Genomic DNA, 19,835 nt, shown 5'->3' with positions numbered 1-19,835 from the left:
GAGCGCGGAATCCGGGTGCCGTCGGACCTGGCCGTGGTGACCTACGACGACGAGGTGGCCGAGCTGTGCGACCCGCCGCTGACGGCGGTGCGTCCCCCTAAGACGGCCGTCGGCCAGGCCGCCATCGCCTTGCTGGCGGCGCGCCTGCGTGACCCCGAACGCCCTGCGCACCGCGTTGTCATCGGACCGCAGCTGATCGTCCGGGACTCGTCGTCATGACTGACCGGACTGGCTGAGCAGGGCGGCGTCAAGCGTGTCGATCGCACCCGTCCGTCCACACCACCTGGACGGCAGCGGCCGACCGGGTCACTCGCCGCAAGGCCGGATCCATGCATCCCCGCGGTCAGGAGCCGCCGCCGCCCGTGTCCCGCGTTCACTACAAGCTCCGACCGGCCTTCTCGGTGACAACGTACGGCGGAGAGGAGGGGGGACCTCCGGACCGCTACGGCGGAGCGTCCCCGCCATCACCGCTGGATCGCTTCCGCGGGCGACCTGCCGAGCCGCCGGCCGCCAGCGCCGGCGCGACGACGAACCGCGTGGTGGCCCAGGCCAGGTACAGCATGGGTGAGCAGGCGAGGAAGACGCCGACGACCGGCTTGAGCAGGACGACGGCAATGGCCAGCCCTAGCAGGGCGATGCTGAGGGCCGACAGGTACCAGCGACGCGCCACGAGGTGAAGGCACGGCAGTGCGAGCCCCCGCAGCCGCACCGTACCCGGCGACTCCGCCAGCAGCACCAGGAGGGCGAACACCAGCGCCGCCACCAGCGCCGACGCGGTGCAGAAGAACGGCACCAGCGCCGGCCCCCACGGCGTACGCGCGACGGCGAGCGCGTCGACGGTGAGCACGCCCACGGCCGCGCCACCGGCCGTCCAGACGAGGAGGGCTCGTGCCGCCGCCCGCCGGTAGCCGTCCCAGAAGGCGCACAGCACGTCCGCCGACCCCTCGCCGAGTGCGGTGAAGCAGCCGAACGCCCCGGCCAGCGCCGGTGCGCACGGCAGTGACAGCACGGCGAAGAACGGCCACGACGCGAACGGGTTCCGCACGACCGCGAGTGCTGCGAGGAGGGGCGCGCACGCGACGGCGAGCAGGACGTTCGTCATCAGACCGACGTAAACGGTGGAGAACAGTTTCTCGTACGTCTCCTGCCGGGCGGGCCTGAGCAGGCGAAACGCGCTGCCGCCCTCGTACGCGCTCATCCCTTCAGCCCGCTGGTCGCGATGCCGCGGATGAAGTACCGCTGCCCGAACAGGAAGACGACCAGGATCGGCAGCACCGACAGCACCGATCCCGTCATGATCATCGCGTACTCGGTGTCGTACTGGCCGACGAACGAGCGCAGGCCGAGTTGCACGGTCCACAGATCGTTGCTCGTCAGGTAGATGAACGGGCCCATGTAGTCGTTCCAGGTGTTGACGAAGGTGAGCAGAGCCAGGCTCGCGAGCGCGGGCTTGGACAGCGGCAGCATGATGCGCCAGTAGATGCCGTACTCGGTGAGGCCGTCGATGCGCGCGGCCTCGCACAGGTCGTCCGGGATCGACAGGTAGTACTGCCGCATGAGGAACACGCCGAACGCGCCGAACGCCTGCAACAGAATGATCGACCAGTAGGTGTCGGTCAGTTCCGCCCGCTGCATCATGATGTACTGCGGCACCATGTACGCCTGCCAGGGCACCGCGATGGTGGCCATGTAGGCGAGGAACAACGTGTCCCTGCCGGGGAAGCGCACCTTGGAGAATCCGTAGGCGGCGAAGCTACCCGTCAGGACCTGCAGAAGAGTGATGGTGACGGACAGGAACGCCGAGTTGCCCAGGTAGGTCAGCATCGGGATGCGTTCCCAGATCTCGGCGAAGTTCGACCAGCGCAGCTCGTGCGGGATCCATTCGATGGGGACGGTGAAGACCTGGTTGCCAGGCTTCAGCGAGGACGACACCATCCACGCGAACGGCACCAGCACGAGCAGCGTCACCACGAGGAGGCAGAGGTAGGCCAGTGCCGTGCGTACCGGCCGCAGGGCCCGGCGGGGTCCTTCTTGGGGGGCCGGTGGCCGCGGCCGGGTCATGGCGGGGGGAGCGTCGCGCAACGTGGTCACCGGCTCCTCCGTTCGTTGAGACGGAACTGGACGACGGTCACGGTGAGCACGATGAGGAAGAGCACCAGGGCGATCGCCGACGAATAGCCGAACCGCCCCTCGACGATGCCTTCCCGGTACACCAGCTGGGCCAGCACCAGCGTGCTGCGTCCCGGGCCGCCGTCGGTCATGACCACGATGAGGTCGAGGACCTTGAAGCTCTGGATGGTCAGCATGACGACGACGAAGAACGTGGTGGGCCGCAGGGACGGCAAAGTGATGCTCCAGAAGCGCTGCCACGAATTCGCGCCGTCCATGGTGGCGGCTTCGTAGTACTCCTTCGGAATCGTCTGCAGGCCGGCGAGGAAGAGCACCATGTAGTAGCCCATGTCCCGCCACACGCTGGTGACGATCACGGCCGGCATCGCCCAGTCCGTGCTGGCCACCCATCGGGGCGGGTCGTCGACGCCCAGTGCCTGGAGCGCCTGGTTGATCGGTCCCGCCGTCGGGTTGAACAGCATGTTCCAGACGAGGGCCACCGCCACCAGCGAGGTGATGTAGGGGAAGAACGCCGCGGTGCGGAAGAAGTGCACTCCGCGGAGCTTCCGGTCGAGCGCGATCGCGAAACCGAGCGCCGCGGCCAAGGTGAGCGGGATATGGCCGGCCGCGTAGTAAAGGGTGTTCCTGAGCGCGACGTAGAAGTTCTGGTCGCGCAGCAGCCGCTGGAAGTTGTCGAGCCCCGTCCACTCCGGTGTGCTGTAGGAGTCCCACTTCAGGAACGCCAGGGCGAACGCCGCCAGCATGGGGACGAGGGTGAACAGCGCGAAGCCGACGAAGCTCGGCAGAATGAAGCTCCACCCGATGAGGGTGTCGTGCCGGGTCGGTTTCCTGCGGGGAGTCTGCGGCGCGGGCGGTGCCGGTCGCGTCATCACTTGAGCCATGGCCGTCCTACGTGACTCGGTCTTTCCCGGGCGAAGGCGGGCATCGGTTGCCTCCGGTGCCCGCCCCCGGTCCACTCAGTTGAGCACTTCGCTCTTGACGCGCTCACCCATCGAGCGGATGCCTTCGTCGATCGACTTGTCGCCGACCATGATGAGCTGGTGCTCCTCGTTGAGAATCGTGTCGACATCGGAGCTGTGCTCGCTGACGGGCATCTCCAGCACGACCTTGTCGGGCTTGAAGGCCGTCTTGGACAGTGCGTCGGCAGGCATGCCCTTGCCCGCGAAGTACGTCTCGACGATGTCGGGGCTCTGCAGCGCCGGCACCACGCCCAGCTTGCTGATGACCTCGGCTCCGGCCTGGCCGGCGGCGAACTGGACGAACTTCTTGGCCGCGTCGGCGTGCTCGGCCTTCTTGTTGACGGCGAAGGCGGTCGGGGAGCCGAAGGTCGTCACTCCCGAGGCGCCCGGACGTTGTGGCATCGGGGCCAGCGCCCAGTCGGCGTCGGTCGTGCCCTTCGCCTTGGCCTCCAGGATGCCGGAGATGTACCAGGTGCCCATCGGCAGCATCGCGGTCGCGCCGCTTTCGAACATCGACCGGTAGTCCGACTTCTGCGAAGTCGCCGTGCCGAAGTCGACGGTCGCGCCGTCCTTCTGCAGCCCGACCGCCGTCTCGTACTGGTCCTTGAAGAAGGAGTAGTCGCCGCCGAGCTGGTCGCCTCCGGTCTGAGCGGCGGCGATGGCCTGCACCACGGACCGCCAGGTGTGGTGGTAGGTGCCGTAGACCTTCTTGCCGCCCTCGCTGTGCGTGAGTTTCCGCGCGAGGTCGGCGTACTCGTCCCAGGTCAAGTGGTCGGGCATCGTGACGCCCGCCTTGTCGAAGTACTTCTTGTTGTAGTAGAGCAGCCAGAAGTCCTGCCGGTACGGCAGGGCGTAGTACTTGCCCTTGACGTCGAAGGCGGGCAGACCGGCCAGTTTCGACGTGTCGGCCGACTTCACCATGTCGGTGATGTCGAGGAGCTGTTGCCGGCTGGAGTAGCGCGAGTAGTCGATGACGTTCTTCATGGTGATCACGTCGGTCCGGTCGCCGCCGGCGAGCATCGTCGTGACCTTCTCGGGGTAGTCGTCGGCGAGGATGTCCACGGGCTTGATCTTGATGCCGGGGTTCGCCTGCTGGAAGGCGTCGAACAGCGCCGTGAACTCGGGCTGCTTGGCGAGGTTCCACACCGCGACGGTCATGGTGACGGGGCCGTTCGCGCCACCGTTCCCGGGCTCCTTCGAGCCGCCGCACCCGGTGGCGGCGAGCGAGAGCGCGACGGCCGCTCCCAGGCACAGACTGAGACGGCGTCGCATCGTGGCTCTTCCTGATGAGTTCGTTACGGTCATTGATCGTTCTCCTTCCTGCGAGCCGGGCTCCGGGCTCAGGCGCTCACCATGAAATCGTCAGCGGTCACGGCCGCCCGGGGCGGTCGGCCGGACAGGTAGCGTTCCAGCTCGTCGAGCGCGCTCTCGCTCATTCGCCGGGTCTCCGATCCGAGGGATCCGGCGATGTGGGGGGTGATCATCACATTCGGCAGGTCGTACAGCGGTGAGGTGGCCGGCAGCGGCTCAGGGTCGCTGACGTCCAAGATCGCGTCCAGACGTCCCCCGGCGCATTCGCGCTCCAATGCCCGGGTGTCCAGGACGGCGCCGCGCGCGGTGTTGATGACGGTGGTCCCGTCCTGCAGCAGGGCCAGCTCCGGCGCCCCGATGAGGTGACGGGTGGACGGCAGCGCCGGCACGTGGAGGGTGAGCACGTCACAGCGCGGCAGGAGTTCGGGCAGTGGGACCAGCCGGGCACCGGCGGCGCTCACCTCGGCCGCGTCGGCGTACGGGTCGGCGACGAGGACGGTCACCTCCAGGCTGCGGAGCCGTTCGACGACCCGGCGTCCCACTCGGGAGAAACCCACGACGCCGATCGTGCGTCCGCGGTTGGACAGCTCTCCGCGGCGTGCCGCGTACGACCAGTCCTCGCGATGCGCCCGGGCGTCCGCGGCGAGGAACGGCGCCTTCTTGCCGGCGAAGATGATCGCGGCGAGGGTGAACTCCGCGACAGGGATGGCGTTCTCGTCGGCGGCGTTGGTGACGAGGATCCCGCGACGCCAGACCTCCTCGGTGATGAACGTGCGCACCGTGCCCGCGCAGTGGAAGATCGCGCGCAGCCGGGGCGCGTCGGCGAGTCGTGCCGTCGTCAGCCGGGGACAGCCCCAGGAGGTCACGAGCACCTCTACCTCGCGCAGCCGCCGCCGCACGTGGGCCGCGTCGAGATCGTCGGTGACGATTGGTTCTTCGAGCTCGACCAGACCTCGCAGCCGGCGCAGCTGCGGCTCCTGGAACTGCATGCTGAAATTCGGAGGGTCCATGACCAGCAGGGCCTGCGGTCGTCGTCCGTTTGTCACTCGCAAGTCCTTTGGAGTAAAGCGCTTACCAGTGCGGCGATCATGTCTGATCGTTACAACCACGTCAATACTGTGCTAATCAGAATCGATCACTGTGGATCGGTACTGATCGGACACGTTCAGTGAAGCTCAGGAAGAAGGGACACACGTATGCCGGCCGAGCACCACGACCGGAGGCTCTCTCCGTACACCGGATGGACCAGACGGCATTGGGCCTCACTCGCTGACGGCGTTCTGCTGTCGGCCCGCCGTTACGCCTCGGCCTCCCACGCACGCATCGTGTTCCCCGGTGAGCCGGGAGGGTACGGCTCCGACGTCGACGCGCTGGAGGGCTTCGCCCGTACGTTCCTGGCCGCCGGCTTTCGCGTGGCGGGCGAGGACGGACGCGATCCGCTGAATCTGATGGAGTGGTACGCCGAAGGCCTGGCCGCCGGCACCGACCCGCATTCGCCCGAACGCTGGGTGCGGCTCGACGAGCACGACCAAGCCAAGGTCGAGGCGGCCTCGATCGCCCTGGTCCTCCATCTGACACGGCCGTGGTTGTGGGATCGGCTCACCCCGGTCGTACAGGAGCGCGTGGTCGACTACCTCGCGCCGGCGATCGGCGCGCACTACCCGCCGATCAACTGGATCTGGTTCCAGATCGTCGTCGAGCAGTTCCTCGCCTCTGTCGGCGGCCCCTTCGACCGCAAGGACATGGACGAGGGGCTCGCGCTGTCGGATGGTTTCGCACGGGAGAACGGCTGGTACGCCGACGGATCCGAACGCGCCTACGACCACTACGTCGGGTGGGCCCTGCACTTCTATCCACTGATATGGACCGAGATGGCCGCCGGAGACCCGCGGGCCGACGCGCGCCGCCCGGTTTACCTGCGCAGGCTGGAGCGATACCTCCACGACGCCGTCCACCTGATCGGCGCCGACGGCTCGCCGCTCATCCAGGGCCGCAGCCTGACCTACCGGTTCGCCGCGGCCACGCAGTTCTGGCTCGGTGCCCGCTCGGGCCTCGCGTCCCCGGCTCCCGGACTCCTGCGCCGTGCCGCGTCCGGCATCGCCCGCCATTTCGTCGATCATGGATCTCCGGACGGGGAGGGCCTGCTGACGCTGGGCTGGCACGGGCCCTGGCGGCCGATCGCGCAGTCCTACTCCGGGCCCGGCTCGCCGTACTGGGCGGCCAAAGGCTTCCTCGGACTGTCCCTGCCCGCCGACCATCCCGTGTGGACGGCGGTCGAAGAGCCCCTGCCGGTCGAGTCCCGCGACTACCAGCTCGTCATCGCCTCACCCGGCTGGCTCGTCAGCGGCACACGCGCGGACGGTGTCGTGCGGGTGACCAACCACGGCACCGACCACTCCCACCCGGGATCCGATCTGACCGACTCGCCGTTGTACGCGCGCCTGGGGTATTCGACGGCCACCTCGCCCGTGCTCGCCGGGCATCACGCGGACCATCCGCTGGACCAGTCGGTGGTGATCCTCGATGGGAGCGGCACACCCAGTCACCGTACGGGGTTCGAAACGCTTGTCCTCGATCGCCTGCCTTCCGGGACGCTGATCGGTGCGTCACGCTGGCAGGCGCACTGGGTCGTCCTTGACGGCGACAGTACTGATCACGGTTACGGACGGGCGGGACGCACGCGCATCGGACCATGGATTCATACGGTTTCGATCGTGCGCGGTCCATGGGAGATTCGCCTTGTCCGAGTTTCGGCGGCCGGGAACGAGCAGGGCGTGCTGCGTGTCGGCGGGTGGCCGCTCCCCGGGACCGGATCGGTATCGGGCACGACGGCCGCTGTGTCGAACGCAACCGCCCACTCCCGGATTCTGGGAAGAACGGGGCTCGACGCCGCCGACGTGGTCTCCATCGAGGACTGCTCGCCCTTGGCGCCCCGGGTGCTCGTCCCCTGGTGTGCCACGACCGCGGCGGTCCGGCCGCGCACCTGGTACGAGGCGGCGGTCTTCCTCGGCGGACGAGTGCCGGAGGTCGCACCTGCCCTGTCCTGGGATGATTCCAGAGCGGCGTGTGTCGCCTGGCCGGACGGAACCACCGACGAGCTGGGACCGCTCCTCACCATGAGGTTGCCGGATGAAGACCAGCCGGTAGGCCCTCAGTCGATCGACTAGCTCTTGATCGGCTCAGAGCGATGCCACGGCCGGCTCGGCCGGGACGAGGAGATCGTCGTGATGGCACCTGTCGTACCTCTCTCGGGCCCACGTGGCTGACGGCCGGCGCTCACTCAGCCTTCCTCGTCGTTCCCGCGCTGACGGAGCGCTCGCTCGGCGATGCCGCTGGAGAGCTTGCCCGTCAGCGATCTGGCCCGGTCGAGGGTCTCGTTACCGAGGTGCCTGGCGGCATCGACGCCCTCTGCGCCTGTCTCGAGCACCTTGTCCCTCACCTCCGCGGCGGCGTCCGCCCATCGTCGCGCCTCCAGTGACTGTCGGCCGCGCTCGATCCCGAGCCGTCCGTGGAAGTCGACGACGGCGATCGCGACATGGTTTGTCGAATGCACCAGAGCCCGGGACGCGGCCGGGTGCAGCAGCACCTTCGTGTTGGCCGTGTCAGCAGCCGCATCCATGCGGGCCATCAGACGCTCGGTGCTCCGGGAGATGAGTTCCAGCCGGTTCTGCCGTGTGGCCCGAAGTGCGAGGCGATGCCGGTCCAGCTCCTCCGGAGACGCGTCCAGCACCCGGTCGAGTTCGAGCACGGCGATCGCGTCCTGCAGTTGGAAGCAGCGAGCCAGAACGGCGAGCCACTCCTGAACCTTGAACTCGGCTTCCTTGGACGTCTTGGCGAGATCACCGATCTTGGCCTTGTGGTCCATCTTCTCCGCGAGTGCGTCGAGTTGACGCAACGCGTACCCCTGGGTTCGTGCGATCGTCACCGGCGTGCCCTGCACCTTCGACCACGTGACCTCGGAGACCCGGCCCACCTGCTCTCGGATGGTCATGGCCTCCTCGATCACGAGGTCCACTCCGATCATGTCCGCCACCACAGCGTCCTTCTGGGCGCGGAGCACGTCGTCGACCTTCTCGTCGATCGTGGCGAGATAGTCGGTGATCTCGTCCATGGTCTGTTGCATCGCAAGCTGCGCCATGAGCCCCGCAGCACCAGCGAGTAGCGCCGGGTTGCCGAGAAGCGATCCCGGCCTCGCCAACTCCAGAAGCCCCTTGATCTTGCCGTTCTGCGTTAACACAGCACGGCTGACACCCGTCTCCGAACCTTTCATCAGGTTGTACTTTTTGATCGCTTGCGCGGACTCCTTGGTCAGCTTCACCCAGCGACCCGAGTTGGCGGCAATCTCGGAACCTGCCTGTGCGGCTCCGGCCCCGGCACTGAGGACAGATCCGAGCCGTTGTAGTCGGAGGTCCTTCGACGGCAGTCCCTCGGAGACGAGGAAGCGTTCGACATCGGTCGGATTCCCGATGACCGCCAGTCCATCGCCGTCACTGATCAGCTGAATCTCATCATCCATCGTCGGCTCCTGAAGTGTGCGCAGGGAAGCGGCTCTTCGGGGTTGAGAGCGGAGCCGGGGTGCGCGGGACGGTCGCGGGGCGGGGGGCGAGGTCTTCCAGGACGGCGACTCCTACGCTCACCGTCCGACGGAAGATCTCGACGTGCCCCACGCTACCTTCGACGCCCCTGACCTGATCGCGTTCCGCCGCATCGAGGACGTCATCTTCCAGGGCTGCCGCACACACTGACGAGCGCCGCCTTATCGGTGCGGACGTCGCCGTGTCGACGACACGTGAAACTGGGATCTGGCCCACTTTCCGTGAAGTGGACCCTGATCAGGCGGCGAGGAGAACTCGTTTGACGCGGTTGACGTGGCCTTCGACCTTTCCCGAGCTGTGGGGCAGGGTGAGGCCGGCGGTGACGGCGTCTTGGTCGCGGCGTAGCCCGGTGACGAAGGAGTGCAGGTCAGGCAGGTTGTCGCGGAGTACCGAGGTGATCCATGCCTGGTGCCGGCGAAGCGCCAGTGCGCGAGTACGACTGTGCTGTCGTCGTCGAGCGGGGGAAGGCCGTCGCGTTCGCGTGCTTCGGCGTGCAGCAGCCGCCCGTACTCTGGTTCTGCCTGGAGGGTGACAATGCGTTCGTCCGGGTCGTCCGTGACGATCAGAAAGACCTTGCCCGCCACCTTGTAGACGTCCAGCTGCTCCGTGACGGACGCCCGTGGCTGACCCCGGGCAGCGCCAGCGCCGTGTCGCGCGCTCTGTCCTGAAGCTTCTCGCCGCTGATGGGCGTGACGAAGGTCAGGCGCGGCGGCCGTAGGTGCGCGGATCCACGGGCTGCTCGGACTTGGGAAGCCCGCCGACCACGAGACGGTAGGAGTCGATCACGAGCTCCTTCACCAGCTTCTCGTCGATGGTGCCCCCGCTTTCCACCGTGATCCAGTGCCTCTTGTTCATGTGATAGCCGGGGGAAATGTCTGCGTACTGCTCACGCAGGGCTGCGGCGTTGTCCGGATCAGCTTTCAGGATCACGACGGGGCGCCCCGGCATGTCGGTCATGAGCATGAAGACCTTGCCGCGCACCTTGTAGACCTCCCAGTCGGGGCCGAAACGACGTTCCAGGTCGGCGCCCGGCAGTTCCACAGTGCAGTCGCCCGCGATCTTCTGCAGTTCCTGTCCGTCCATGGTGATCAACTCCTCTATCGATCCGGGTGCCCTGACCGACCGGTCAAGGCCAAGGTGACGTCTCCCGCTTGGCCGCCACGAATGCTCGTCGACAACCTTGCAGACGGTGTTCCTCACGGCGGGCTTCACCGTCCTTGCCTCCGCCGTGCTCGCCATGGGGGCGGCGCGCTTCATAACACTCGCCCGGAGGGAATGGGGAGACCGGAGCGAGGCTGAGGGTGCCCGGGCGGTCAGAGCCCGGGCGCACTCGGCGCTCTTGGAAGCCACAGTGATCGGGCTCGCTGAGACTTCACCCGGACAGTCGGGAAGGTGGTCCCGACGGGTCATTCGCCCTTGGGCGACTTGGCGCCTGCTCCCGACGACCAGATGCTCGCGTTGAGAAGGGCGATCAGTCGACCGTCGCCGCTACGCGGGGCAGGCCTAGCTGGCTGCACAACTCCAGCTGATCGTAATACACCTGGTGCGTAATGATCTTGTAGTCCTCGACGTGAGCCACACAGCAACCGCGAACGGCGACTTGACGGCGCGACCCTTCCAGGTAACGCCCACATGGGAGAAGAAAGGGCCCCGTATGGGTGCCGGTGAGCATCCATTCGGTGACCGCGGGTTCGCTGAAGGTCGCCTTGTACCAGGGTGTCAGGCGGGCATCGGGGAAAGCAGTGAGGAGCTGTTCGTAGACGGTGACGATCTGCTCTAGTCCCTCCGCCACGCCTTCCGGCCCGACCAGGACGGCGCTTGCACTGTAGTACAGGCTCAGTTGGCCCAGGCTGTGGTCGTTGAACACTCGAAACAGCTCGTCTCTGACGTCGTAAGCAGTGGCCAATTCAACCGCCCCCTTGCCGCACGCTTCAGCAGCACCGCGTGCTTGACACCCCGACTTGACAACTTGGGTAAATATAGCTTAAGTGGACGAAATCGTCCACTCCTGTCAGTGCGACGGCTGTTCAGCCGGACGCGAGCACCCTGCCGGCGCCCGGGTCGTCATCCAAGCGACGAGCCATTGCACCGCCGGACCCCACCGGGATGTCGGGGGCTACGTGGCCTGCAGGTGGTGCCCCGCCCACGAGAGGAAGCACGGCGGCCCCGAGAAGGAGCACACAGATGGCCGCTCCTGAACCACTCAACGTGCATGTGCTTCCGCCATCAGCTTGAAAGACGCACGCGATGAAACAACCAACCGAGATCGCCCATGACTTGCGGCAGTGGCCCGCTCACAAGAACCGGTCCGGCACGCAGGAAAAGGGTGAAGCGATGCCGTCACTGTGTCCCATTCAGGTGCGCTACACGACGGTAGTCACGCTGCTCGTCCTCGTGATCGTGGTCGTGATCGGCACGAGCATGGATCTGGCGGTCCACTACAGGGCTCGAGACGAGGCGTTCCTCAACGCCGAGAAGACCGCCGTGTGGTGGAGCGCGCAGGTGCGGGCCGGGCATGTGCCACACCTCATCCCCGCCTCCGCCGGCATCGACCTCATCCAAGTGGTGGACGCCCGGGGCGGGATCGTGACCTCCAACCCTCAGACGGGCCGGGCGCCCCTCAGCGCGTTCAGACCGGAGCCCAGTGACAGCCTTCGCTGGCGAACCGAGTGCTTTCCGGGCAAGCGGTGTGTTCTGCTCGTGGCCGACAGGGTCTCACCGTCCGCGGATTCCCCTGTCGTGTACGCCGCCGGCGCGGTAGAGCCGTCGATCCTCGCGACACATGACCCCGAGTACGCCATCGCGGCGGCCGCGCTACTGATGAGCGTGGTGTTGGGGTGGCTGACGTGGCGATGGACGGGCCGGTCACTGAGCCCGCTGAAGCAGGGGTGCCAACTGGCCTTCACCGCGTCCCACGAGCTCCGTAATCCGATCGCCGGTCTGCGGATGCACCTGGAGGAGGCGCTGCTCTACCCCGATCAGATCAATCCTCGTGACACAATTCAAAGCGCCCTGTCGACTGCCGGCCGGCTCGGGGCGATTGTCGAGGACCTGTTGCTGCTGGCCCGGCTGCGCGGGGGTGAGCCGGCGCACCACGAGCCGATCGACCTCGGCGCGCTGGTAGCGGAGGAGGTGGGGACGCCCTCCGGCACCATGCCGGTGCATGTTCAGGTGACCGGGGATGTATGGGTGCACGGTTCACGGATCCAGCTGATCCGGCTCGCCGGCAACCTGGTGAGCAACGCGCGGCGGCACGCCGAGACCGGCGTCACGGTATGCGTCACGTCCGTTTACGACCAAGCGGTCGTGGCGGTGACCGATGACGGAGCCGGCATCGAACCTGCCGACCGTGAGCGCGTTTTCGAGCGCTTCGTACGTCTGGAAGACGGACGCCGCCGTGACCCCGCCGGCAGCGGACTCGGCCTTGCGATCTCCCGCGACATCGCCCATGCCCATCGGGGAACTCTGCGCATCGAGGACTCCGCCCGCGGCGCCCGGTTCGTTCTCCGGCTACCCATGACGTCCGCTATTCAGCATTAAGGCCCTCCGAGATAGTTGGCGCGCAAGCAATTCGACGTATCTGAGCCCGTCGAGGAGCTGTGGGGCCGCTAACGGAGGCGTAGCCGTACCTCGTGGGGGGACTGTCAGGAAGGCGGTGAAGACCTGGTGGCCGAGCACATCAGCCCGGGTCCGATTCATCGCATTCAGAAAGGAATCATGACCGCTACGATGATGAAATCCGGTGAGTACCATCGACGGGACAACGATGGCGTTGAACACTGCCTCGTAGTCAAGCTCTGAACCCATCATCCCAACTTGCCGGCATAGGTTCAAGTGGACGCAATCGTCCAAGCTTTTGTCAGGGCGACGGCTGTTCAACCAGGCGCGAGCGCCCTGCCGGTGGCCGGTCGTCCCAAGCGTCGACGCATTGCCCCGCCGGGCCTCCAGGGATGTCAGGGGCTACGCGGCCTGCAAGGAGGTGGTCACCTGCCCGTCATGGCTCGGCACCGACCGTGCCACCCTCGACGGGTACGACGTCGCCGCCGTCCTGGCCGCCGCCGGCTCCGCCGACCAGACGGCGGAAATCACTCGCGCATGGTTGTGCCACGGATACGTCGACAAGTTGCGCCGTATGAACGCGTAGGCTCGCGAACGAGGTGTCACTGTTCATTACTGGTGCGGTTGGCCAAGAGCTGTGGCCTGCCGATTCGCCACCACCCCGCGTACAGGGGCATCGGCCATCTCGACTTGCCTGCGCCAACCTCGCCCGTCATACGCGCCGTCACCCAAGCGCACCGGCGCGCACTGAACCGGCTGGCTCAGATCACCCGGATACCCGGCCGCGCCGGCCTCGCTGCAGCAGCCCGCGCGATCCAGGGTGGGCGCGACACCGTCCTGCGGGGAACAGGCCCACAAATCGGAAATCCGCCAGATTCGCCATCATCGCAAGCCGCCGAGTGCCGGTAGTTCAGGGCCTGGCCGGGTATCGGTTCACCGCGCTCGGCCCTGGCCCGGGCGGTGGACCGCCAGGCCGTCGGCGGGCTGCGCCTCGGGCGGCCCGCCGACGGACACCAGTGTTCCTCCGCCTCGAATCAGGCCTGCGGATGACGGTTTCGCACTGCCGGCGACATCGCGCGGGCCGTGATGACCGTCGGCGCCTGCCGCCGAGCTGGTTGTCGGGGGTGGGGCGACATCGAGGACCGAGGTCCGTGGTCCGCGTACTTCAACGACAGTCGTTCCCGATGCCGGGGATGTTCAGACGAAGGTGAACAGCCGGTCGGCTTCGAGGCGCGAAACCGGGCCGTTGTACGCCTTCGCAAGGTCGGGGTAGCCGAGGGCCAGCAGCACTGTCGCGGTGTGCCCAGTTTCACGGATCTTGAACGCCGCGTCGACACTGAGGGGGTCGAACCCTTCGAGCGGCGTCGCCTCGACGCCGAGCTCGGCGGCCGCCATCATGGTCATGCCCAGCACCAAGTAGGTCTGCTTTTCCATCCAGTGGTTCAGGTCCTTGTAGCGGTAAATGCGCAGGTTGAGAAAGTCGCGGGTCATTGACTGCCACAGCGCGTTCTTCGCCGGGTCGGGGAACCGACCGTCGGCGGTCTCCTTGTGGAACACCTCTTCGATGTGGCTCTCGGGCAGATCTGCCCGGGTGGTGAGGATGATGGTGTGCGACGAGTTCAGGATCTTCCCGCTGTTGTCCTGGAATCGTTCGCCCAGGTTGGCCACGAGGCGCTCTTTGGCTTCGGGAGTGGCGAGTACGTAGAAGTGGTTGGGCTGGATGTTCGTCGATGTCGGCGCGGAGCGCAGAAACCCCAACAGCTGTTGAAGGGTTTCTTCCGGGATGGTCTTACTGGGATCGAAAGCCCTGGTGAGGTGCTTGCTCATGAGCTTGTCGAGATCCATGTCAACCTGCCTTCTTCTTGCGATCAGTAGGTGCGGAGTGGTGGTTCGTAGGGTTTGGGCTAGTTCTTGCCGCGGGCAAGAACTCCACTGATGCGCTCGAAGCTGATGCCCGTCGTCGCCGAGGCGAGATCGCCCGCGACGAGCGCCTTGATCGCCTGTTCGAGTGCCCCCATCGCGTGCGTGTAGAGCGACGGACCCAGGCTGATGCGTTTGACCCCGGCCTTCTGCAGTTCAGCGACGGTCAGCACCTTGTCCGCCGGTGACACGAGGACGTTGACCGGTGTCGGTGCGACCGCGGTCACGATCGCGTCAAGCGCGTCGAGGTCGGGTGGGTACGGGGCGTAGACCACATCCGCGCCGACCTCGGCGAAGGCCGTCAGACGCCGGACGGTGTCGTCGAGATCGGGCCGCCCCTGGATGAAGTTGTCGGTGCGGCCGGTGACAACGATGCGCCCCTTGGCTGCGTCGACGGCGCTACGTATGCGATCGACTGCCTCGTCGAAGTCGCGGATGGGGTGATCGGGATTGCCCGAGGTGTCCTCGACCCCGATACCGGCCAGGCCGAACTCGACGGCGGCTTCGACGGTCGCCGCGACGTCTTCAGGCGTGTCGCCGTAACCGTCCTCGAAGTCTCCATTTACGGGCAGCCCGGTGAGTCGGCCGAGCAGCCGCGCATGCTCGAGGTGCTCTTCGCGGGTAACTTCGTGACGCCCGTCGAGGCGGCCGAGCGTGCTGGCGAGCGCCGCCGACGATGTCGCGATCGCCTCGAAGCCGGCATCGGCCAGCATCAGCGCCGAGAGGCCGTCCCAGGCGTTCGGCATGACGAGGCCACCGTCGCGGGTGTGCAGTGCCATGAATTTCTCATAAAGGTCGGAGCCCGGCATGTCGGAGCCTTTCCTGAGTGATCGTAGAGTCGGTGAGGGGCCTGCCGGCTGTGTGCGCGGACCGCGTCGAGGGTTCCGGCGATCAACTGGTGGGTGGGGCGTCGTCGGCGGCGGCGTGGAGCTCCTTAGAGCCGACCCCAGCCCAATCAGACGAGATGACGCGCGATGAGTCCGTCGATGATGTTCAGGCACTAGACGGGGTGGGTCTGTTCGCCCGTCGGTGTCTGGCGCGTACCTCCAGATCAACTGATGCCCGTCAGTCGGGTACGTCCCGGTACGCCACCCAATTCTCGAAGACTCCTCCGCGGCGACGGGCGGCGAAGTAGGCGCGGATCGACTCGCGGGTTCACTGGGCCACAGCTGTATCGACCGAGCCGACGGCGGGGATGTCGAGGTCGGTCTGGTTGAGGTTGTTGATGAAGTTCGTGAGCAGGAATTGCACTGCCACCGCGACGATCGCCAGGATCTGCGGGTCGGTGTACCCGGCGCCTCGCACATCCGCGAGCTCGGCGTCGCTGACCCGGCCGCGGCTGTCGACCACCCGTTGCGCGAAGCGAGCGGCCACGGCGCGCTTGGGATCGACCGAGCTCCCGGCGCGGACAAGCTCGATGTCGTCGGCTGACATGCCGCCGAATTCGGTCGCGACGTAGGTGTGCATCGCCAGGCAGTAACCGCAGCCGTTGGCTTGCGACACGGCCAGCGCGATGCTGTGCCGGGTCTTCGCATCCAGAACCCGGCTCAAGGTGCCTTGCAGAGTTGTGACGACCTCGAGAACGGCCGGGTTCGACGCGATGGTCGTGAACATGTTCGGGACGAAGCCGAGCTGCGCACCAACGTTGTCGAGTATCCGCTGCGTGCCCGCGGGCAGATCGTCTAGAGGGGGACCTTTCAGTCGTGACACAGCGAATCGACCTCCGGTCGGGGTGTGAGTAGTCGTCGTCGAGCTCAAGTCGGGCTCTTAGTGCTTCAGAGCTCCGCCGCAGGCATTACCTGCGCTGGCCGCAACCCGGCCGAGGGTGTCGGTTGCGCCGGGCGCCGGGTGACCTGCATTGCGAGGGGTGACTCCGTCGGCGCCGAGTTCCGGATCTCGTCGCAACGCATGCAAGAAGGACTATACAGTCCAACTCCGTGCAAGGAGGACTGTATAGTCCAAAACCTGGCAAACCTACAATGTGGCACTCCACCGCGTCGGCCGGCGTCCCCGGGGCTGACGTACTGACCGACCGGATCGTGCTCGCACTGGACCAAGAGACCATGTACATCAAGCACGTCCGCCACACTCAGGGCAGTCGAGCGCGGCCCGAGCCCGCTCGGAGGGGGGCGCGCAGATCGGGTCGTAGCTGGCCAAGTGAGCCAGCCTGACCTTTGACGCTCTGAGCCGGAGTGCCCAGGGGCTGGGGCAGCGCCCCCCGTGCGGCGGGGACCTGCCATCTCACCGGGAGCGTTGTGACGCGCCATCGCCGTATCTCTATGACTACTTTCTCGATAGGGGACGCAGGTCCTCGACGAGCTGGGCAGGCGCGGAGTCCGCCGCCTCATGGTCGAGGGGCGGCGGCTCGGTGCACACTCAGCGATTCATCGCCACACCGGCGGCGAGAACGAGTTCCCCACCTATCGGAACCATCCCGGCCAGGTCGAAGCGGTCGAGATCCTGGTTCACCACGTGGGCGAGCACATTTGTGATCTTCAGTGTGGCCACCAAGATGAACCGCCACTTCTGGCGTCGCCACGAGTCCGACGGTGTGCATTGGGGGAGATCGCCCAGCGGGTGCGCGACGGATGTCTGCGGACGAACATCGGTCCTGAGGTCGCTGCGGTGACTTCGTACGGCGTACCGATGCTCGTCGAGCACCAGCCGGAGTGCCGTAAGTTTGGACTGGATAGTCCGTCTGCACGCCCCTGCGGGTGCTGGTTTGACCCACCGGCTGAAGACGAACGAGGCGAGAAGAGAGCATGAAGCGATCACAGGCCGCCGTTGAGGTGCGCAAGGATGAGACCACTCGCCTATACGAGGCACTGATCGATGGCCAGGTCGTCGGTAGTCTGACTTACGAGACCACCGGCGGACGGGTCTCGCTCACCCACTCCTACGTGGACCAAGAGCACCGGCATCGAGGCGTCGCTTCGGCACTGGCCCGCTACGCGCTTGAAGATGTGAGCCAGAGTGAGACCAAGGCTGGTGTCTACTGCGGGTTTGTTGCCGACTACGTCGAAGACCACCCCGAATGGAAGGATGCCGTCGACATCAACCGCTCGGCTCTCATCGCCACTCGCACCGCGCGAGACACCAACAGCGGGCGGTGACGCGATGGACGATCTGCGGGTCACCGTCAAGCCTGAGTGCTCCGTCACCTCGACCCTGGTCCTGCGGTCCTGGTCTGCCGAAGATGCCTCGGGGGCCTTCGAGATCTCAGGGGACCCGAGGGTTGCGTCCACAGAAGTGGTGCAAGAGTTTCGCTGGTGAAGGCGTGGCGTCGTGAGATAAGGACGGCCATCGCGTGGTCCTTCGTGATTGCGAAATCAAGATCGAAGGAGATCGATGGCGATGGCCGTGCATGACAGTGCGGACCCTGTCGCGTGGCCGGCGGAGCAGCTCCAGGCGCAGGGTGCGGATCTGTTGCGATCCATGGTGAAGACCATAACGCAGGCGTTGACGTCGCCGAGGCCGGCACCTTGGTTTCAAGGGTGAGAGCTGGCCCCATCTACGGGTGAGTGTTGGCCCCACTGCGTGATCGGTTAATTGCGTTCTGGTGAGTTTTGGCCCCACCCGCAGGCTTGTGGTGAGACTCTCGATGTGCCCGATGGCGAGGGGGCACGTGGTGGGTCTGAAGACCAAGGTCGAGTTGTATGCGGCGATCCGCCGACGGGCCAAGTCCGCTACGACAACCTGACCTCCCGGTCCCGGTGGTGGCCACGCTCGCGGAGCTGAATGCCACCTCGATGAGTGGGACACCGTCGATGACCAGCGGCGGATCGGCTCGCGTGCGCACACTGTGAGCGAGAGTTTCACCATCGAGCGCCCCCTGCTGCGGCCGCTGCCCGACGATCGATTCGAGACGGGCCGCGTCTTCCATCCCCATGTGAACCGTCATTCGCTGGTCTGCGTCCGGATGAACTACTACTCGGTGCCAGTACGGCTGGTGGGCCGCAAAGTCCGGGTACTGCTACACGCCTCGGAACTGGTCATTTTCGACGGCAAGACCGAAGTCGCCCGCCACGAGCGGCTGATCGCCCGGGGTAAGCCCCGGCTGAGGCTGGATCACTATCTGGAGATTCTGCTGCGCAAACCAGGCGCGCTGGCCGGGTCAACGGCGCTGGAGCAGGCCCGCCAGCTGGGAACCTTCACCACCGTCCATGACGCCTGGTGGGCTGCGGTCCGCAAGGCCCACGGCGAGGCCGAGGGCACCCGCGCGCTGATCGAGGTGCTACTCCTCCATCGCGGCATGGCCCACCGGCACGTCGTCGACGGCATCGCCACCGCGCTGCCGGTCGGCGCATTGACCAGTGACGTCGTCGCGATCGAGGCCCGCAAGGCTGCCCACGCCGAGACCGGAATGGCCTCCGCCACTACCTCCTCGCCGACCGGTCCGGTGGGCCAACCGGCCGCGTTGCCGCCGCTGCCCTCGCTGACCGAGCGGCGCCTGGCCGCGCTCCCACCCGACAGCCGACCGCTGCCGTCGGTGGCCGCCTACGACCAGCTCCTGCGCTTTCGTCCACCCGCTACCGGCCAGGGAGATACCCCATGACGATTCACCAGCGTGGTCTCACCGAGCCGGCCGCCGAGACCGCGATCGACCAGGCCTGCAAGATGCTGCGCCTGCCCACCATGCGCAGCCAGTTCGTGGCCATCGCCGACGCCGCCGAGCGCGAACAACTCACCTACCGCGGCTTCCTCGCCGAGCTGCTGATGGGCGAGTGCGAGGACCGAGAGCGCCGCCGCTCCGAGCGGCGCATCAAAGCCGCCGGATTCCCCCGCCAAAAATGGCTGTCCGACTTCGACTTCGAGGCCAACCCCGACATCCCCGCAGCGACCATTCACACCCTGGCCAAATGCGAATGGGTCAAGAACGGGCACCCGCTGTGTCTGATCGGCGACTCCGGCACCGGCAAGTCACACCTACTCATCGCCCTGGGCACCGAGGCCGCCATGGCCGGATACCGCGTCAAGTACGTCCTGGCCGCCAAACTCGTCAACGAACTGGTCGAAGCCGCCGACGAGATGATCCTCAACAAGACCATCGCCCGCTACAGCCGCTACGAACTGCTCTGCATTGACGAACTCGGCTACATGGAACTCGACAAACGCGGCGCCCAGCTGCTCTTCCAGGTCCTGACCGAACGCGAAGAGACCGCCAGCGTCGCCATCGCCTCCAACGACAGCTTCGGCGGCTGGACCAAAACCTTCACCGAACCCCGCCTCTGCGCCGCGATCGTCGACCGGCTCACCTTCAACGGCTCCATCATCGAGACCGGCACCAGCTCCTATCGACTCGCACAGACACGCGCACGCCAGGCAAGCGGAGCCTGAGTCCCAGCCTCCGACCATCCACGCC

At 66.5% G+C, this 19,835-nt stretch carries 20 protein-coding genes; 8 read left to right on the top strand and 12 right to left on the bottom strand.

Features of this window, described 5'->3' with window-relative positions; genetic code table 11:
- The coding region (locus AB0B72_RS25180) for a substrate-binding domain-containing protein (protein ID WP_367741388.1) at nt 1–219 on the top strand (219 nt) is incomplete at its 5' end.
- Nucleotides 220–442: 223 nt separating this feature from the next.
- Here AB0B72_RS25180 and AB0B72_RS25175 read toward each other — a convergent pair.
- The 5 genes from AB0B72_RS25175 to AB0B72_RS25155 all read right to left on the bottom strand — a co-directional run bounded on the left by AB0B72_RS25175 (nt 443) and on the right by AB0B72_RS25155 (nt 5,446).
- Complete coding sequence (locus tag AB0B72_RS25175; RefSeq protein ID WP_367741387.1) at nt 443–1,198, bottom strand: hypothetical protein; 756 nt, start codon at nt 1,196–1,198, stop codon at nt 443–445.
- The gene (locus tag AB0B72_RS25170) at nt 1,195–2,091 is read right to left on the bottom strand and encodes a carbohydrate ABC transporter permease (RefSeq protein WP_367741386.1); all 897 of its coding nucleotides are present in this window, start codon (nt 2,089–2,091) and stop codon (nt 1,195–1,197) included. Before AB0B72_RS25170 ends, AB0B72_RS25175 begins: the two co-directional genes overlap by 4 nt.
- Nucleotides 2,088–2,999 carry a carbohydrate ABC transporter permease gene (locus tag AB0B72_RS25165; protein WP_367741385.1) on the bottom strand — a complete coding sequence of 304 codons (912 nt, stop codon included), beginning with the start codon at nt 2,997–2,999 and terminating at the stop codon, nt 2,088–2,090. Before AB0B72_RS25165 ends, AB0B72_RS25170 begins: the two co-directional genes overlap by 4 nt.
- A gap of 87 nt (nt 3,000–3,086) precedes the next feature.
- Nucleotides 3,087–4,361 carry an ABC transporter substrate-binding protein gene (locus tag AB0B72_RS25160; protein WP_367741384.1) on the bottom strand — a complete coding sequence of 425 codons (1,275 nt, stop codon included), beginning with the start codon at nt 4,359–4,361 and terminating at the stop codon, nt 3,087–3,089.
- A gap of 68 nt (nt 4,362–4,429) precedes the next feature.
- Nucleotides 4,430–5,446, bottom strand: a complete 1,017-nt coding sequence (locus AB0B72_RS25155; RefSeq protein ID WP_367741383.1) for a hydroxyacid dehydrogenase — start codon at nt 5,444–5,446, stop codon at nt 4,430–4,432.
- 150 nt (nt 5,447–5,596) lie between these two features.
- Here AB0B72_RS25155 and AB0B72_RS25150 point away from each other — a divergent pair, with 150 nt between their 5' ends.
- Entirely contained in the window at nt 5,597–7,567 is a 1,971-nt protein-coding gene (locus AB0B72_RS25150; RefSeq protein WP_367741382.1) for a DUF2264 domain-containing protein, read from the top strand.
- 113 nt (nt 7,568–7,680) lie between these two features.
- Here AB0B72_RS25150 and AB0B72_RS25145 read toward each other — a convergent pair whose 3' ends face one another.
- Nucleotides 7,681–8,916 carry a hypothetical protein gene (locus tag AB0B72_RS25145; RefSeq protein WP_367741381.1) on the bottom strand — a complete coding sequence of 412 codons (1,236 nt, stop codon included), beginning with the start codon at nt 8,914–8,916 and terminating at the stop codon, nt 7,681–7,683.
- 504 nt (nt 8,917–9,420) lie between these two features.
- On the opposite strand from AB0B72_RS25145, the gene AB0B72_RS25140 reads away from it, so the two are divergent.
- Nucleotides 9,421–9,663 (top strand): hypothetical protein, encoded by a 243-nt coding sequence (locus AB0B72_RS25140; RefSeq protein WP_367741380.1) that lies wholly within the window; start codon nt 9,421–9,423, stop codon nt 9,661–9,663.
- Between the two features lie 31 nt (nt 9,664–9,694).
- Here the strand turns inward: AB0B72_RS25140 and AB0B72_RS25135 are convergent, their stop codons facing one another.
- A complete protein-coding gene (locus tag AB0B72_RS25135) occupies nt 9,695–10,078 on the bottom strand; it encodes an MmcQ/YjbR family DNA-binding protein (protein ID WP_367741379.1) in 384 nt (127 codons plus the stop codon).
- Nucleotides 10,079–10,466: 388 nt separating this feature from the next.
- Complete coding sequence (locus AB0B72_RS25130; RefSeq protein WP_367741378.1) at nt 10,467–10,901, bottom strand: ester cyclase; 435 nt, start codon at nt 10,899–10,901, stop codon at nt 10,467–10,469.
- A 371-nt stretch (nt 10,902–11,272) separates the two neighbouring features.
- Between AB0B72_RS25130 and AB0B72_RS25125 the strand changes: the two genes are divergently transcribed.
- Together AB0B72_RS25125 and AB0B72_RS25120 are read left to right on the top strand one after the other, a co-directional pair.
- Entirely contained in the window at nt 11,273–12,535 is a 1,263-nt protein-coding gene (locus AB0B72_RS25125; protein ID WP_367741377.1) for a sensor histidine kinase, read from the top strand.
- Nucleotides 12,536–12,923: 388 nt separating this feature from the next.
- A complete protein-coding gene (locus tag AB0B72_RS25120; RefSeq protein WP_367741376.1) occupies nt 12,924–13,139 on the top strand; it encodes a hypothetical protein in 216 nt (71 codons plus the stop codon).
- A 611-nt stretch (nt 13,140–13,750) separates the two neighbouring features.
- Here AB0B72_RS25120 and AB0B72_RS25115 read toward each other — a convergent pair.
- The 4 genes from AB0B72_RS25115 to AB0B72_RS25100 form a co-directional block, all read right to left on the bottom strand.
- Nucleotides 13,751–14,398 carry a nitroreductase family protein gene (locus AB0B72_RS25115; protein ID WP_367741375.1) on the bottom strand — a complete coding sequence of 216 codons (648 nt, stop codon included), beginning with the start codon at nt 14,396–14,398 and terminating at the stop codon, nt 13,751–13,753.
- 59 nt (nt 14,399–14,457) lie between these two features.
- Nucleotides 14,458–15,282, bottom strand: coding sequence for an isocitrate lyase/phosphoenolpyruvate mutase family protein (locus tag AB0B72_RS25110; RefSeq protein ID WP_367741374.1), 825 nt, complete (start codon nt 15,280–15,282; stop codon nt 14,458–14,460).
- A 346-nt stretch (nt 15,283–15,628) separates the two neighbouring features.
- A complete protein-coding gene (locus tag AB0B72_RS25105) occupies nt 15,629–16,087 on the bottom strand; it encodes a carboxymuconolactone decarboxylase family protein (protein ID WP_367741373.1) in 459 nt (152 codons plus the stop codon).
- A 762-nt stretch (nt 16,088–16,849) separates the two neighbouring features.
- A complete protein-coding gene (locus AB0B72_RS25100; protein ID WP_367741372.1) occupies nt 16,850–16,981 on the bottom strand; it encodes a hypothetical protein in 132 nt (43 codons plus the stop codon).
- Between the two features lie 254 nt (nt 16,982–17,235).
- On the opposite strand from AB0B72_RS25100, the gene AB0B72_RS25095 reads away from it, so the two are divergent.
- From AB0B72_RS25095 to istB, 3 genes are all read left to right on the top strand, one after another.
- Nucleotides 17,236–17,586: a GNAT family N-acetyltransferase gene (locus AB0B72_RS25095; protein ID WP_367741371.1), complete on the top strand. Its 351-nt coding sequence runs from the start codon at nt 17,236–17,238 to the stop codon at nt 17,584–17,586.
- A 689-nt stretch (nt 17,587–18,275) separates the two neighbouring features.
- A complete protein-coding gene (locus tag AB0B72_RS25090; RefSeq protein WP_367741370.1) occupies nt 18,276–19,028 on the top strand; it encodes a hypothetical protein in 753 nt (250 codons plus the stop codon).
- Nucleotides 19,025–19,810 carry an IS21-like element helper ATPase IstB gene (gene istB / locus AB0B72_RS25085; protein ID WP_358342804.1) on the top strand — a complete coding sequence of 262 codons (786 nt, stop codon included), beginning with the start codon at nt 19,025–19,027 and terminating at the stop codon, nt 19,808–19,810. Before AB0B72_RS25090 ends, istB begins: the two co-directional genes overlap by 4 nt.
- Nucleotides 19,811–19,835: the final 25 nt, after the last annotated feature.

Source organism: Microbispora sp. NPDC049125 (assembly GCF_040802045.1).
Taxonomy (GTDB): domain Bacteria; phylum Actinomycetota; class Actinomycetes; order Streptosporangiales; family Streptosporangiaceae; genus Microbispora.
Note: the sequence above shows the minus strand (reverse complement) of the source record. Positions and strands in the feature narration are given on the sequence as shown.